Below are 16,004 nucleotides of genomic sequence, written 5' to 3' on the forward strand. Positions count from 1 at the left end.
TGGAACTTAGAAAAAAGTCCGCCTCTATCACCACTATTTCATTTTGATAAAAGGTAATGCACCATCTGTGAATATTTCATCACCACCGCCATTTCTTCCATGATAGCTTGTGGTGAAATGTTCAACAAGTTCAATCGAAACAGGTTGTTTCGATTCTTCAAACGTCTCCAAGACAAAATCACGTTCCTTATCGACATCTGAGTTTATTTTATGAGTGACCTGTCCAGTAAAAAAAGAAAAGCCCACTTTTTTATCATACGTTGCAGCACCTAACCAATCCGCTTGTCTACCTCCAGGTAAATACCAGTTTTCTGGTGTTTGCCAAAAACGTACATGATGCCTTCTACGCGGATTATTTTCGATTTGCTTTTCAAATGCAATATCCTGCCGTTTACCAAATAAAAATAAAGAACTAACAGGTGCGCTTGGGTAAGACTTTGCTAACACACTTGCAATAATCATTTTTATGCTCGATCGTAATGATAATTTTTCGGCAATAGTCCAGCCGCTGTTCATAAATAATTGCTCTAATTCCGCTTTACTTCCAATAAAAGCAAGATTGATCGGATCCCCTAATAACCCATCACTCGTCTGCGAACGACCGATAAAGTAATCTGGTAAGTAACGTCCTGTCATCAACTTATTGATAAAAGGCAAAATCAAATAGGAACTGAATAACCATAAAAGAATATACGCAAAAATATGGATCTTTTTTGTTAAAATTTCAGAAAACAATACTTGATAGATCAAACTACCGCTAATCACAATAAAAATGAAACGAATCAATCTAAATGCACTATTGAAAAGAGTTTGTTTTTTCATAAGTCCTCTCCTTTCCCGATTTCAACTTTTTATTCCTTTTCTTCTTCTGGATCATAAGGAACATACTCACTATAATTATCCAATTCTCCTTCAAATATGTCATTCACAAAATTACTGTAAGAACCCATCCCCATTGTACCTAGATCTGAGCTGGTTTCAGTCATATTGGTCATGATCTTTTCTTGATATTCTTCCGCTGTGATCACAGCACCTGTCTTTACATTTTTATAAAATTTTGGCATTTTACTACATCCTCTCATTCATAATCAAATGGCTTTTATCGGAAAAGGAGGAACTCAATCTAATTAAATTATACTGATAACTATAAAAAAAGTCGCTTATGAACTTCTCTGTACAAAAAAAGGGTAAAACAAAAGTATCTTTATACCTTCGTTTTACACCTTAAATCTTGATATATAGTTGGAATAGAAGTAAGCTTTGTTATTCTCGATGAATGAACTAATTCTGTTCCCTTTCTCTATACTTTACCTTTGATCCGCTTAATACCAGCCGTTAGCCATCCAGAAAGCCTGTGCTGCTTCCCATGAACCATAACGTCCAGCAACATAGCTGTCAGCAACTCGTTCTTGGTTTGCTTCGGAATAATCACCATTTAAATATGAAGCATCTAATTGATATCTACCGATATATCTACCGTTTGTCGCAGCATACGAACCACTTGATTCTTTTTGTGCGATCCATTCTTTCGCAGATGAAGTCGTTGCTGGTGCTGTCGCTGCTTCTTGAGCTGGTGCTGCTGGCTCAGCTTGCACAGCTGCTTCTTGTACTGGTGCTGCTTCTGCTTGAACTGGTATTGCATCTTTGCCAGCTTCTTCAGCTGTACGGATCACCAATTCTTCTCCTTCAAAAATCATATTTATGTTTGTAATTTTATTATCTTTTGCAATCAAATCAATTAAGCTATTGTCACCACTGAATTGTTGAGAGATCGTAGATAATGTATCTCCTGTTTTTACTTTATATAAGCTATCAGCGTGTGCGTCAGTCGTTCCCATAAAAAAGCCAAATCCTGCAGTCAAAGTTGTTGCTAATAAAATCGTTTTAAGTGATTTCATGTTGTTTCTCCTTTGTGAAAAATATTTTGTCGTTTGTTTATCGACTTTGCATACTTTAACATCTAAAAATATTTCATAGGTGAAAAAGCAATGACAATTCGTTACGAGTATTGGCTTTGCGTAACAGTTTGTAAAAAAAACGGAGAAAAACACCTGTTCGTACTGGGTTTTTGATTCAGTTTTATAATGAAAATGATCATGATTTTTTCTGAAATTTTATCGTTTTTCTTTTCAAATTATTGGCTTATATTACAAAAATTTGGAAATATTACAAAATTTCCTCTTGAATTCCAGCTCTTTTTTGATGCTTTTTTCATTTTTTAATCGGGAGACGTGTTTATTTATCACTCAAAAAGACCTCGACAAAACTAAAAATAGTTTTGTCGAGGTCTCTAATTCTTAATAATCGTTATTTAAAAGTTTGGTTATTTATGCTTCGAATTCTTTTTGTTCAATGACAGATTCTAATAAACGGTTCTCAGTTTGGATAATATCAAAAAAAGCACTGATTTTTTCTAGTTGTTCATAATCAATTTGATATAATTTTACTCTTGGTTTAAAAAATAAAAATCCAGGTCTGATTTTTACTCGTTCGTTGATCAAGTGGCATTGCTCCATCATAGATTGTAAATCCATTTCAGAGACACTATTTTTGATCTTCTCGATTCGAGCACGCTCATAGATCCATTGGTCTTTCGTCACTGTCATTTTTTCGGTGATCGTTACTAATTGACGATTCAAACGCCAAGACTGCTCAATAAATTTCGCCTTTTTATAAAGGTCGTCGTATTGAATCAAATCGATACGAACCGGTTTATACCAGTCTTCTTCATCGATCGATGACTTTTGATGCTTTTTAAATCGTTTTAATCCACTAACGAGTAAACTGTTTTCTATGGCGAGCAGCTCGTACTCCAATTTTTCTTTTGCTACCCGCACGCGTTCCTTTGACGCTTTTTCTCGTTTCAGACTTTCTTTTAGATATAAAACTTCACTTTCATCTGAACGAACAGGAACCGACGAATCCGTTTCTTCCACAGAAGCTATATCAAAAAATGTTTCGCTGTCTTCAATACTTTCAAGTATTGGTTCTTCCTCAGATGATGAACGCTCCTCTTTTTCCTTTGTTGACTCAGTTATCGTCACCTCTACTGGAAAACTCAAGGGCTCTCCCGAAGTAGGTTCGCCTTCTTCTTCTTGAAAAATAGAAAGAAACTTTGCCTCTAAAATACTGCTGACAGACTGACTTTTGGTAAAGCCCATCTGCTCTAAACTAGCTGATACACTGAATGATACAGGATCTTCCTCTTGCGTTTCTAAAGATACCGGAATAAATTCACAATAATATGTACTAAATGCACCCTCAACTTCTTCTACGAGTTTTGTCCAAACAAACTGTGGGAATAGTTCTTCCAGCTCTTCTAATAAAACATCCCAATTCAATTCTGCTTGAAAAAATTGGATCTCCACATGCTTTTTAAGTGGCAGAGAAAGAACTTTTCGAGAAATTTCGTCGTTTTCTCGAAAAGTAAATAATTCTCCTGTGCGGTCTTCATAAAACGCTTCACATGCATCAACTATTTCTTCCGTACTATCTTTTTGATAGAGAACGGTCCCAGTAGTGAATGGGATTGCCTGTTGATGGAAAAAAACATCAAAAAAATCATTCATTGAGCCATTCTCCTTTCTTAATTTTTACGATTGAAGATCATAGATAGGGGTCAAAATAAGTTGTTGTCCTTCCGTCAAGAAGTATTGATCTAGGTCATTCCACTCTTTTAATGACCAGACAGAAACACCTGTTTTTTTAGAGATGCTTGCTAATGTGTCTCCTTTTTTCACTTCATAGGTTTCTTTCGTCTTCTTACGTGTTGCACTTACTTGATAATCTTTCGCATCTTTTTTCGCTGAAGTATCTGTTGTTTCTTTTGTTGCATTTTTTTCTTTTTTAGCAGTTTCTTTTGTTGTTGTCTCTTTAGTAGTCGTTGTTTTCGTTGATTTGGCTACTTGTTTCTCTGATGATTGTGTCGTCTCTTTACCTGCAAAAGCAGTAGATAACTTTTGTACCATATCTAATGAACGGTCTACAGCATCCTCTTTGACTACAACAGTTGTTTTTTCTTCTTGTTTTGGAATGCTTAACTTTTGGCCGATAAACAACATACGTCGATCCAATTGATTTTTATCAAGGATCGCTAAGGTAGAAATATTGTAAAGTTCACTGATTGACTTCAGAGACTCTCCTTTTTCTACGATATGCGTTATGTACTCGATATTTTGATCAGCTTTATCATTTTGTTTTTCCAATTTATCAAAAGAAGTATTTAATGAAATCTTCTTCGCTTTTTTCGTTTTCTTGTTCTCTTTTAATGTGTCGTATTGGGTCAGATTATACGCATCGATCAAACCATTTAGTTTTGCATTATAGCTTGTATCTGTTGCATAACGACCTGTCAGAAATTTCGTTGCGTCTTTATACGATTTCGTATTCGTTTTCCAAGTACCACTATAAAAAGAGTTATTAAAATCAGTGCCGCCTCTGATCAGCTTCACGTAGTCTTCTAATGATTCTTTGTACGATGGGTACTTTCTGAAGTCTGAACGAATCGTAAACATACTACCAGAACCGTCATCTTCACTTGTCAGAAAGTTTGCACTTTGCCCTTTATAACTACCTTTGATCCCAAATAAGTTATAATTCGGAGCTGAAGCCAATGCACTGTTCCCAGATGCACTTTCCAAAATGGCCTGTGCGATCATGACTGAGGCATACACATTGTTTTCACCAGCAATCTGACGAGCATCCTCACCGATCACTTCGACAAAACTCTTAGTTGTCAAATTAGGACTAATATGGAATACCTGATCTGATCCAGCTGGACTTGCACCTGACGTTGTACTGCCTATTGAAACATTATTCGTTGGCGGCGTAGTAATTGGCTGCTGCGGTCCTTGGATCGGCTGCTGCGGCTGCACAGGTGTTGGTGCTGGTGTACTTGGTTTCGGAGCCGGTTTTGGTTTACTTGGCTGCGGTTTTGGTTTTGGCTTTGGTTTCGACGGAGTTGTAGTTGAGCTTGTTGTACCTGTGCTTGAACTAGTACTTGAAGTCGAACCTGTACTTGATGTTGAGCTATCGCTACTCGAAGTTGAATCACTTGTCGATGAATCTGTTGTACTTGTAGAGTCTGTTGTACTTGTAGAGTCTGTTGTCTCTTGTGTTGAACTCGACTCATCTGTTGTAGACGAGTCTGTTGTACTTTCTTCTACAGTTTCGTCCGTTGACTCACTGCTGCTTTCTTGCGTAGAAGAACTTGTTGCGATTCCTTCTACTGTACTTTCTGTTGGTTCATATTCACTCGTTGAAGATAAAATTGCTACGTCTTCTTGTTCTTCCGATCCTGCAGTTACATGATCTTCTGATTCTTTAGCAACAATTGGTTGAACATCATTAACAGAAAGGACAGCAGTTGAAGTAAGCAACCCAACACTTAATACGCGCATTTTTTTACTGTTTAGATTTCTTTTTTTCATTTTGTGTCCTCTCTTTTCTTATTGGTATGGATCTTCTTTTACTAAATTGATGATTTGATTGAAGGCTTGCTCAGATTCTTCCTTCACATCTTTAATACGTTTGTAGTAGTTTTGGTATTCTTGCTCTGCACGTTCCAAACGTTTTAAAACTCCAGCTTTTCGCTTAGTTTCTTCATTGATCATTTGTGCTCTTTGATTTGCCTGATTAATAATTTCTTTGGCTTGTTTTTTCGCTTCAAGTAACACTTCGCCAATGTCTTCTTTCGATAGTTGGTTATCAACATCGATCGTTTTTTGAGCTAATTGACGTTTCGTCGCTTCCAGTTCCTGACGAACTTTCGCTAGCTCTTCATAGGTAGCTGAATCAGTTGGTGTATCAGAAGCCATGATCACGATCCGATCTTCTGAAAGCTTATCGATTTCTTCTTGTTTCGCTAATAATTCTTGCTCATACTGACGAACTTTATTTGCAAAACGCTCTGCCTTTTTACGATTTAGGTCATTCTCATCAATTTGGCGGTTGCTTTCACGTAACAAGCTGTTGTATTTACTTTTTACTTGCTCCAATTCAGCCATACGCGCATCGTAATCTTTCGGCACAGCTTGAACCATTGATAATTCATTTTCTAATGACTCATTTACTTGCTGAGCAGATTCAACTTCACTTTGTAATTGCGTATTTTCTCTCTTACTCTTACGCAACTCAGCTTTCAATTCACGAAGTTCATTTTGAAGCTGCAGATTTTCTTCTTGAAGCTCTTCCAACTCTTCATCGTCGATCACTTCATTAACAGGTGGTCTTTTTTTCGTTGGCTTAGCTTTTCTAGGCGCTGATGCCACTGGTGCTGCTTTTTTCTTTTTTAAAGAGAATAATGAACGTGGTTCATCTTCGTCATCATCATAATCTTCATCGTCATCGTAGTCGTCATAATCTTCGTCGTCATCGTAGTCGTCATCGTAGTCGTCATCATCATAATCTTCATCATCATAATCTTCATCATCATAATCTTCATCATCATAATCTTCATCATCATCGTAGTCGTCGTCATCATCATCGTCATAATCTTCGTCGTCATCGTAGTCATCATCATCGTAATCTTCGTCATCATCGTAGTCATCATCATCATAATCTTCGTCATCGTAATCTTCGTCGTCATATTCATCGTAATCTTCATATTTTTTTCTTTTTTTACCTTTACCAAAAATCTTTAGCATATGCTCACTTCCTCCTAAAAATTGGGACTATTCTTTTGATTATTTTTATTTTCTAAAGTCAAACGTCTAAGTAAATTATGTGGTTGTCTATATATGTAATATAACGACAGTACGGTAGTTTTCAATTTTATAAAAATAACCAAATTCACTTTTGATTCAAATCATATGTGCGCTCTTCACTTATTCTCCTCATAGCTCTACTAACTAAACATAATAATTGAATATTTCATTTCTATTCTCCTCTTATAAATAATTAGGCTATTCGCTATTTTACCCATAAAAATTCTACCTACCTTTCTCTATTTTATCAGATAACTCCCAAACAAACAAACCGAATTGAGGCTTTATTCTTATTTTTCCATTACTATTTTTCACAAATAATACCATTGAAAAAAACGAAATATAATAACAGGCTAAATTGTTGTTTTTTTATCATTTTCACATTCAATTAAATACTCACAAAAAAAATAAATCAAATTATCAGGGATTATCAAAAAAGACAATCATTTTGTCTATTTGCAATTGTCTGAACAACTCTCAGCACATCAAAAATGTTTTATTTATCAACGTTTTCACTCTTAAACAAAAGGATGATCAAAAAAAGGAATGGTCTCTCAGATAATAAAGAAACCATTCCTTTTGAGCGCTACTTTTTTTAACACATCTCATGCATATAAAAAAGGAACATTTTTATTTGTTATTAATTTGAAATCCGACAGAAATATGAGGAATCGTAAAACAATATTTCTACTTTGTTTTTTCACAAAAAAATCATATTTACAGACTACTTTTCAGTATAATCCTTCACAAAAACTCGAATCGCACTTAAGGTTCCATTGCTGTCAAAATCCATTCCGATATTTCTAGCCACAGTGTTATCTTCTTTTGCTTGTTTCAATGAATTTTCGACTTTCAATTTTTTACCAGCTATTTCTTCTGCCGGTTTGTCTATATTCTTATTGAAGGTATCGATTTTTTCTTTAAGATCCTCTAACTTGGTCAATGCTGCCAATTTTTCAAGAGCTTCTTTAGGTTCATTAAGATAAACCTTGCCTTCGCCAGGATAATTGAAAATCATGATATCTTGCGAACTCAACCATACCAATTTTTTTTCAGGATCAAACTCATAAATTATTTCAACAGTTGCATATGAATAGTATTTTCCATCTTGCTTATTCTTGTATGAGTACGTACCATGCATTGTCAACGTATTCCCTTTAGCTACTACAGAATAAACTGGTTTTTCTTTACTATTTTCTGTCGTTTGTAAGGTTTCTTCTAGGATCGGCAGTGCTGATGTGTATAATTCTGGAAGTGTTACTGCAAACTTTTCTTCCATTCGTTCTTGTGCTTCTTTTTCGCTTATATCAAGATACTCGAATTTTCCAAAACCTTTTTCCTGTGTTTTTTGCCAAACAACTGCTCGATCTGCTTTATTCAACGTAGTTGTTTCTTTTTTACTACATCCAACGATCAAGAAGACACAGGCTAAAATCAGGAATGTTATTTTCTTATTCACTTTCCTTTTTTCCTCCTATTTTAAATATTCAGTTATTTTAATAAATCGAGATCTAAAATAACTGGGTCTTGGTTAGGGAAATCCTCTGCATTGAACGTCAGAATCACGTCTCCAGTTGTTTGTTTTAACTTATAGACTAGTACAGTTTCTACAGATTCTTCTTTCTCTAACTGATCTTTTTGATGCTGTTCTAATAACCCCAACGCTGAATTTCTTTCGTTTTCAGGCAATATGGTCTCTGTTAGCAGTTGTTTTTTTTGTTTTACTGCAACAACCTCTTTTAATGAATCGGCAGAGATCTTTTCTTCAGCTAAGTTTGTCATTTCATAGCGAATAACTAATAGTGTTTCTTCATTTTGATCCGCTACTTTTCTAAAGCCTTTGATTTCAAATGCTACTTTATCATTTTTAACCGTTACACTGTCACTCTCTGAGATTGGCTCGGAACTTTCTTCCTTCTCTTGCTCTTCAAGCGTTTCATCTATTTTTATTTCTTTCAATGATCGTGTTGACTGATCGATAATTTTTGAACGCGCTTCATAATTACTGTCATCTGCTGAATAATATACTAACTGAACAAAACCATTTTTAGTTTCAACATAATAGATGTGCGCCCAGACATCTTTTTCCTTGAATCTTGTGAATACAGTGTATTTGTACGCTGGATGATCATTTAGCTTAAATTCTTTCATATAGACATCTTCAGGATCATCATAGCCATAGGTCTTAGCCACCTGTTTACGAGTCTTAGCTCCAAAGTCCTTCAAATCTAATACATCTTTTCTTGTTGTACTGATAAACATCACAGAATTGCTCTTTTTATCCTTGGCGGCAAACACTGCATTTTGACCATATTTATCTTGAGGTTCTGATTCTTTTTCCCATGATGATGGTAATTGAAGTGAATAAGTAATTCCCCGATCAGAAAATGTTTGTTTTTCCTCTGATAATTTAGTTGTACAGCCTGTGAAGACAAGCAGTAACCCAAGAAGCATCATGATTTTTCGTTTCATATTTTTATTCTCCTTTCGCTGCTTGTCTTTTCAACCAGAATAAATATAGTAAAAATGCAACTATACTAAACGCAAACAAGCTAATACCGACAGTAAAGCCTTGAGGTAAAAAGACAAATTCCACGGTGTGTTTCCCTTTTGAAACCGGTAATGTCAAAAACGCTTCTTTGAATGTTGGGATCTCAACTTTTTTTCCATCAATATATGCTCTCCAACCTTTATCATATGGAATAGTTGTCCAAATCACTTGGTCTTCTTTTAAATCGACACTCGCACTTGCTTTACGTCCACTAACATCAAAATCTACCCCATTCTTTTTGATTTTATCTAGCGAGGTTTCAAAACGGTCAACATTTAGCAGCGCAACATCAGGTTGATAGAGACTGATTTGGGCTTGGGAGGAATCGAAGCTAGCTTTAACTTTTATAGTCTCTGCCTCTTGATAGTATCCAAGATTATAGTATTGTCCAGATTCAATAATACTGTTTTTCCTTGAAGTACCATTCACTTCAAGAGTAATATCTGTTTTAGCCATCATGCTTTGGTCTGCCGCTACTAAGCTTAAATAAGCTTGTGTTTTAGCAGGTATTTCAACCGTCCAAGTGATGGATGAAAGCTGAGCAATATTTTCTTTGCCATAAGTCAAACTATCATCATTTGATTCCAAAGTAAGATTTTCTAGCTTGTCCTCTTTAACATTCCCAAAACTAAATAAATCCTCTTCCATACCTGAAAGATGTTTGATCAGTTCAGTCTGATTGTTTACAGCATTTGGTTCATAAATCTCTTTGTCTGTAAGTACTCCTAATGGAAGCGTATTTTTATTCTCATATAAATTGTATTTTCCTTTAGTAGCAATTTTTTCAAACCCATATTTATTAATATCTTCTTGTTTAGAAAGATTGTATTTGATCCCTAAGAGCGAATCCATGATCAAAGTATTATTTACATAGGCAATGTTCAAGTTACTTCCTGTGGAACGAAACCCAAGATTATTAAGATAACTGGATGAATGGCGATTTCTAATTGAAGAAAACATCGTGACACCGCTATATCCATAATTAAAGCTGTCATTTCGCGAAATAGAATCCATATTTTCCATTCGGTAAAAATCATCATTTTCACGCTTCGTCTTTTCCACTAATGTTTCGATGTCTTCATAATGACCATCATAAACGCTTCGTCCAGCATATCCCCAATCTTCTTTGATGCCCTCAAGCATAACTTTGGTATTGAAACCTGCTTCTGCCACCATGACTACTGCAAGAATAATAGGCAATACTTTTTTTAGTTTATTTCCCTTGTAGATAAGTAATAAAATCAAGTAGGAAACGAGCAAGAGAATCGTAATAATAAACGAGATTGGCTGAATATAATCATATCGTTGCCTATTCGCAAAAAAATAAGTCGCTAGAAACACTGCTAATAGTAAAAGAATGATATTGATGATTTTTTCTACATCAGACTTCTCGATCTGTTCAATACTGTATCCAGCAAGCAGAATAACTAAAAAAGAAAAAAGGAAACTAAATCTGTATAAAAACATGTTAGGCGCGTGAAATCCATGCCAAAATAGGTTTAAATTTGAAATGTAAACACTAGCAATCAAGAGAACAAACAAGCTTCCGTATAAAAGCTTATTGCGTAATGGAATTTTCTTATCAACAAAATAGTACAAACAAAAAATCAGAGGCAATAAACCAATATAAACGAAAGGAGCACTGCCAAACTTGCTCGTATCATAAATACCCGCCATTGATTTAGTCACTAAATCCCAAGCTCCAGTATCTGGTTGCCAAAAGCGACTAAAATCACTCAAGCTCTCTCCATTATTTTTCAAATCCAATACTGTTGGTAAGATCGTGACCATCGAAGCTCCTCCGGCTAAAAACGAAGGGACCAAATAATTGATGATACTTTTTCTATATCGTTTAAAATCGGTCATTAAACGAACACAATAATACATGAAGCTAAAAACACCGATCATAAAGGCCATATAAAAATTAGAAAGAAACAGTAACAAGTAACTAATGAATAACAGAACCGGTTTTCCTTTATCCATGATTCTATTGATGCCTAAGATGATCAGTGGTAAGTAGACAAATGCATCCAGCCACATGATCACTTCTGAATATGCTGTTGCGTAAGCCATCAATGCGTAAGCCGTACTAAACGATACGTGTAGCCATTTAGAAAATTTGAAGGTTTGAGTCGAAAAAAACCAAAAAGCAGCACCCATTGCGCCAAACTTGATCAAAGTAATAAAATACAATGCTTCCGGCATTGCCTGATTATCAAAAAAGAAAACAAGCGGCGTAAAAATCCCATTTAGATAATAGGCCGAAAAAGCCCAATAGTTTAACCCTAGAGAGCCATACCATGTATAAAATATATTTTGTTTTCCATGTAAAACATTATTAAAACTCGCATGGAAGTTCGAATACTGACTAAAACTATCACTCGCCATGACTGTACGTTCACTGCCAGGATAAATACCAATCAGAAAATAGCTTAAAGTCATCAAGGCGATTGGAATTATAATACTTAGCAAAAGGTATATGCCGTTTTCCCGTATCCATCTCGTTACTTTGTTCTTCATATTTACCTCACTTAAATTGTTTATTTTATCGAACATACCCAAATTTATTCAATGGATAATATCTAAATGAAACGACACCTTCGATCTGATCACTCTCTATCAGCCCCATCATTCGGCTGTCTGTCGAATGATTACGATTATCTCCAAGTAAAAAATACTTATTTTTAGGGATTTTTGTTAAACCAGATAATTGCTTCATTACTTCAACTGAGACGTTGATTTTGATCGTACCATCTGGTAAATCTATCGCTCTTTTGTCAGTGTTACTGTCTGGCGATTTTACTCCCTCTTTCATTTGATGGTTAATAAACAGTTTGTTTTCTTCCAGCCAGATTGCATCTCCCGGCATACCGACAACCCTTTTTACATAAGAGTCCTTCGGCTTTTCTTTTGGTGAAAAAGTTACGATATCTAATCGAGAAGGTTTTTCGGTTTTCCTCACAAAGATTCGGTCGTTATTCGCAAAAGTAGGAGCCATAGATACTCCGTCTACTCTGTGTGTCCTTACAAAAACAAAAAAGAGAACACAGCCAAGGACTACACAAACCATAAGTATCCTCTTCACGATTGTGAATGTACGCATTAGCTTTTGATATTTTTCAACTATTTGTTGTGTTTCATTCGATTTTTTTTTGAGCATGGGTAGGTTATCTATATTTTTTTTGGTCATCTTTTGGCTCTTTCCTTTATTATTTCTTGAAACTGCTATCTACATCGATCAAAAATGGGCGGCTGCATTTAATGGGAAAACTCTTAGCTCAACAACTCCAATAATATTTTTCTCATCGATCAGTCCATAATCACGGCTGTCAGAAGAAAATTGACGGTTATCTCCCATCACGAAATACTTTCCTTCTGGAATGCGCTCTTCATTTGTCACTTGCTTTAAGCTAAAATCTTGAGTCAGTAAAAAACCAGACTGCTTTGCTTCAGCTGCAGATTTTTCGAGAAAACGTTCTGGCGTTAGTTTATTATTGATAAATAGTTGATCATTCTTATAATATAGTTCTTCTCCGGGCATTCCGATAATTCTTCTAATCGTTTTTTCTTTCGTTTGTGGATGTTTGAAATAGACCATCTTGAAACGTTTTAATTCGCTCATTTTGCTGACTAAGACACGGTCATTATTAGTCAGTGTCGTAGTCATTGCATAGCCTTCCATTTTAGGCGTGCGAATAGTGAAGTAAATAATCGTAGAAAATAATGCAGCACTGATAGCAATAGTCAGAGCAAGTTGTTTTAACAATAGCTTTAGTTGCTTTTTTTTACCTTGTTTTTGATTATTTTTCTTTTTTCTCTGTTGCTGTTTTTTTGGCAAAGATTTTACTACTTTTTTTGCTTTTCCTCTATGTTGCTGCTTCTTTTTCGTTGCAATAGTATTATTGCTTTTTTTTCGTTTATTACGCTTTGTTGCGTTCTTCTCTTCTCTGTTTCTTTTTATGTATTCTTCTTTTTTCTTCACTTTAGATTGAGAGGAAGAGAGCTTTTTTCTCGGCTGTTTCGTAGCCTTTTTTGGACTAGTCATACTCTCACCCCTCAACAATTATTTTTTCTGCTGTAAAGCTGATTCATTTACTTTGAAGTGTTTGAAAACCTTTTGTTCACTCTCGGTCACTTTTGCTATGTCTTTTAAATAAGTTTCTCTGATCGTAGCGTTTGCCAATGCATCCTGATTTTGATTACTGATGTTCACTGCCAACTGACGTGTTAATGATAAATGGCGATTGAGTAACTTTTGTCCTTCAACTGACATTCCTTGAGAAGCCGGTTTGACACTGGCACTCGCCAATTGAGCACTTAGATCACGCAAGTTTTTAACTGTTTTTTCCGGGCTTGCTCCATTCCCAACAGCAATAATTTGTTTTTTCATTTCATCTACTAAATAGTAGGTTTTCGCTACAGCTTCAGCATCTTCAGCTGTTAAATTTGTTAATTGATAATATCTGGAATATCCTGCACCACCAGCTGTCATAAGAAACAGAACAAAACAAGTGATCGCCCAAACCAACTGACGCTTCTTTTTTTGTTCTAATTGTTTACGTATGCGCTGAAGTTTTTTCCGCTTCTTTTTATTTTTAACTCGGCGTACTTTTATTCTTTTCCACTGTTTATTGGTAGAAATTCTAAAGAAAAACAACGCCACACCAAAAATGAAAAAGAGGATAGCGCTGGATAATAGGCCGATAAATGACATATCCAATATGCTCATAGGTTTCTATCCCCTTTCGTTACTTTATCTTGCAGTTGTTTTCTTTCTATTTCCTTTTTTCTTCTTATTTTTCATTTTCTTTGTTTGAATAGAACGAACAATAATAAAGATAATTACAACAACAGCAATGATTCCACCCACGATCATCGCAATCAATTTCCAATCGATCCCGCGTTCTTGTGTTAATGAAACATCCTGTCCATTAAATTTATCTGCTTCTTCATCGGTAATAGTAAAGTCTTCTGTCCATTCCCATTTTTTGTCATCCGCTGTTACTAAAATGTGTGCTTTATAATCGCCTGCTTCCATACGATCTCCATTCATTTCAACGGGAAAATCGATCAAGTTATTAGGCCCCATGCGCATACCTGCTTTTTTAGTGTCGTACAAAACTTCTTCTGACCCTTTTTTCATGACTTGCACATCAACAGTCATGTTTTCAAGGTAGGCAGGTTGAACATTAGAAAAATTAACAAATACAGCATTTCGATAATTTGCTAGACCAGCATATACTTTATTCAATTCAAGATTTGGTTCAACAACGTTATCATTTTCGCTTAAAAGCATTCCTACTAAGTAAGCATATTCATTTGTGATCCCTGTTTTTTTCTTTGCTTCCTTATCTTCTTTTACCTGTTGTTTCAATTGAATACCACCTGAAATGAAACCATTAAAATCAGATGCCGGCATCGTTATATCCAACTTTAATGGAACCATTGTTTTTGGTGGAATAACAACTTCTTTAGGTCCTTTAACGATATCGACAAAATCATATTTCAAAGACTTATCTTTTTCGATCGCTGATGGACCGTATTCGATAACACCATTTCCGTTGGTCTTTGCACCATTTAGTGAGACACCGATCGTGATTTCCTCATCAGAGCCGTTTGCCAATTCAATTTCCACAGTCTGCTTTTGTCCAGCACTCATTCGTAAGTCGAAGTAACCGACACTAGTGCGCTGATTCTCAGGTTTCACAACTTTATAGGTAAAACCTAAGCCAAGATCTGCTGCTTGTTGATCAGCGGTCTTATTGTTTTCATCGGCAAAAACATTAACAGAGAATCCAAGACCGAAAACTATGTATGTGAGTAGTGCTAAGTAAGTGATTAGTTTCTTTTTCATGAATGTTGTAAATCCCTTCCTCTTGATGTTAAAACAAGTCACCGGCTTTACGCCGGTGAGCCTGTTTCTACATATTTAATCACAGTTGTTCAAACTGCTTTTTATAATGTGTCTGATAATGTCCAAGTTACTGTAGCATTATATGCTGCAGTACGAACGTCAACAGATGCTGGGATGTCGATTACTACAGAGTTTCCGTCTGTACCTTTTTCATCGTCACCAAATGTTACTTCATAACGACCTTTACCGCCATTAGGATCAGTGTTTGTGTAAACTGGTAATGAACCGCTTGTTTCAGAGATTGTTTGTACGCCAGTTCCATCACCAAATACTTTTTTATCGTTAGCTGGTTGTAAGTCTGGGTTAAGAGTAGCTGCTACATCGATATTTTTGTATGTTAATGTTGCTCCAGCTAAAGTTACATCTGTTCCATCAACAGTTGCAGTAAATTGTTTAGTTAATGCTGCTGATAATTTGTATGTGTGATCAACAGTAGAACGAACATCTTTGATCGCTACATAGTTTTCTACGTTATACTCATCAGCATTTCCTTTGTTCGCTACGTGAGGTGCAGCTTCATATTGTTGCGCGCCTACTACTGCAGCGTGAGCTTTGAAGTCCAATGGAGTTACAGCAATGATCCCAAATTCGTCAACGTGAGTTGGATCGATGTCAGTACCAGTATCGACTGGACGAGTACCAGTTGGGTCAGTCATTGTTGTATCTTCAGAAGTATTTTTTGTGAACTCGATGTCAGCAGTTCCGTTTCTAGTTCCTTCTAAGGCTTGTGTTGCACTTGGAGCAGCTACTGCTACGCCTACTACTGCTAATAAAGCAGCTCCGCATAATTTGTGTGTTAATTTCATGTGTGTTTCCTCCTAGGTTTTGTTTGTGT

General features: G+C 35.7%; 14 protein-coding genes. All 14 read right to left on the reverse strand.

Features of this window, described 5'->3' with window-relative positions; genetic code table 11:
- Positions 1-33 precede the first annotated feature (33 nt).
- Positions 34-822 (reverse strand): LssY C-terminal domain-containing protein, encoded by a 789-nt coding sequence (locus A5889_RS07015; RefSeq protein ID WP_087640802.1) that lies wholly within the window; start codon positions 820-822, stop codon positions 34-36.
- Between the two features lie 29 nt (positions 823-851).
- Complete coding sequence (locus A5889_RS07020; RefSeq protein WP_087640801.1) at positions 852-1,064, reverse strand: hypothetical protein; 213 nt, start codon at positions 1,062-1,064, stop codon at positions 852-854.
- Between the two features lie 258 nt (positions 1,065-1,322).
- Positions 1,323-1,898 carry a LysM peptidoglycan-binding domain-containing protein gene (locus A5889_RS07025; RefSeq protein WP_087640800.1) on the reverse strand — a complete coding sequence of 192 codons (576 nt, stop codon included), beginning with the start codon at positions 1,896-1,898 and terminating at the stop codon, positions 1,323-1,325.
- 429 nt (positions 1,899-2,327) lie between these two features.
- A complete protein-coding gene (locus tag A5889_RS07030; protein ID WP_087640799.1) occupies positions 2,328-3,569 on the reverse strand; it encodes a hypothetical protein in 1,242 nt (413 codons plus the stop codon).
- Between the two features lie 24 nt (positions 3,570-3,593).
- On the reverse strand, positions 3,594-5,429 hold the full coding sequence (locus A5889_RS07035; RefSeq protein WP_087640798.1) for a glucosaminidase domain-containing protein: 1,836 nt from the start codon (positions 5,427-5,429) through the stop codon (positions 3,594-3,596).
- A gap of 18 nt (positions 5,430-5,447) precedes the next feature.
- Positions 5,448-6,644 (reverse strand): hypothetical protein, encoded by a 1,197-nt coding sequence (locus tag A5889_RS07040; protein ID WP_087640797.1) that lies wholly within the window; start codon positions 6,642-6,644, stop codon positions 5,448-5,450.
- A 784-nt stretch (positions 6,645-7,428) separates the two neighbouring features.
- A complete protein-coding gene (locus A5889_RS07045; protein ID WP_087640796.1) occupies positions 7,429-8,163 on the reverse strand; it encodes a hypothetical protein in 735 nt (244 codons plus the stop codon).
- A 32-nt stretch (positions 8,164-8,195) separates the two neighbouring features.
- Positions 8,196-9,176: a DUF5067 domain-containing protein gene (locus tag A5889_RS07050; RefSeq protein ID WP_087640795.1), complete on the reverse strand. Its 981-nt coding sequence runs from the start codon at positions 9,174-9,176 to the stop codon at positions 8,196-8,198.
- A gap of 4 nt (positions 9,177-9,180) precedes the next feature.
- A complete protein-coding gene (locus A5889_RS07055; protein WP_087640794.1) occupies positions 9,181-11,775 on the reverse strand; it encodes a YfhO family protein in 2,595 nt (864 codons plus the stop codon).
- 25 nt (positions 11,776-11,800) lie between these two features.
- The gene (lepB, locus tag A5889_RS07060; protein WP_087641534.1) at positions 11,801-12,325 is read right to left on the reverse strand and encodes a signal peptidase I; all 525 of its coding nucleotides are present in this window, start codon (positions 12,323-12,325) and stop codon (positions 11,801-11,803) included.
- 168 nt (positions 12,326-12,493) lie between these two features.
- Entirely contained in the window at positions 12,494-13,300 is an 807-nt protein-coding gene (gene lepB / locus A5889_RS07065; RefSeq protein ID WP_087640793.1) for a signal peptidase I, read from the reverse strand.
- Positions 13,301-13,318: 18 nt separating this feature from the next.
- On the reverse strand, positions 13,319-13,984 hold the full coding sequence (locus A5889_RS07070; RefSeq protein ID WP_087640792.1) for a hypothetical protein: 666 nt from the start codon (positions 13,982-13,984) through the stop codon (positions 13,319-13,321).
- A 24-nt stretch (positions 13,985-14,008) separates the two neighbouring features.
- Entirely contained in the window at positions 14,009-15,109 is a 1,101-nt protein-coding gene (locus tag A5889_RS07075) for a DUF916 and DUF3324 domain-containing protein (protein WP_087640791.1), read from the reverse strand.
- 101 nt (positions 15,110-15,210) lie between these two features.
- Complete coding sequence (locus A5889_RS07080; protein ID WP_087640790.1) at positions 15,211-15,975, reverse strand: WxL domain-containing protein; 765 nt, start codon at positions 15,973-15,975, stop codon at positions 15,211-15,213.
- Positions 15,976-16,004 lie beyond the last annotated feature (29 nt).

This window comes from Enterococcus sp. 9D6_DIV0238 (assembly GCF_002174455.2).
In the GTDB taxonomy this organism is placed as follows: domain Bacteria; phylum Bacillota; class Bacilli; order Lactobacillales; family Enterococcaceae; genus Enterococcus_L; species Enterococcus_L dunnyi.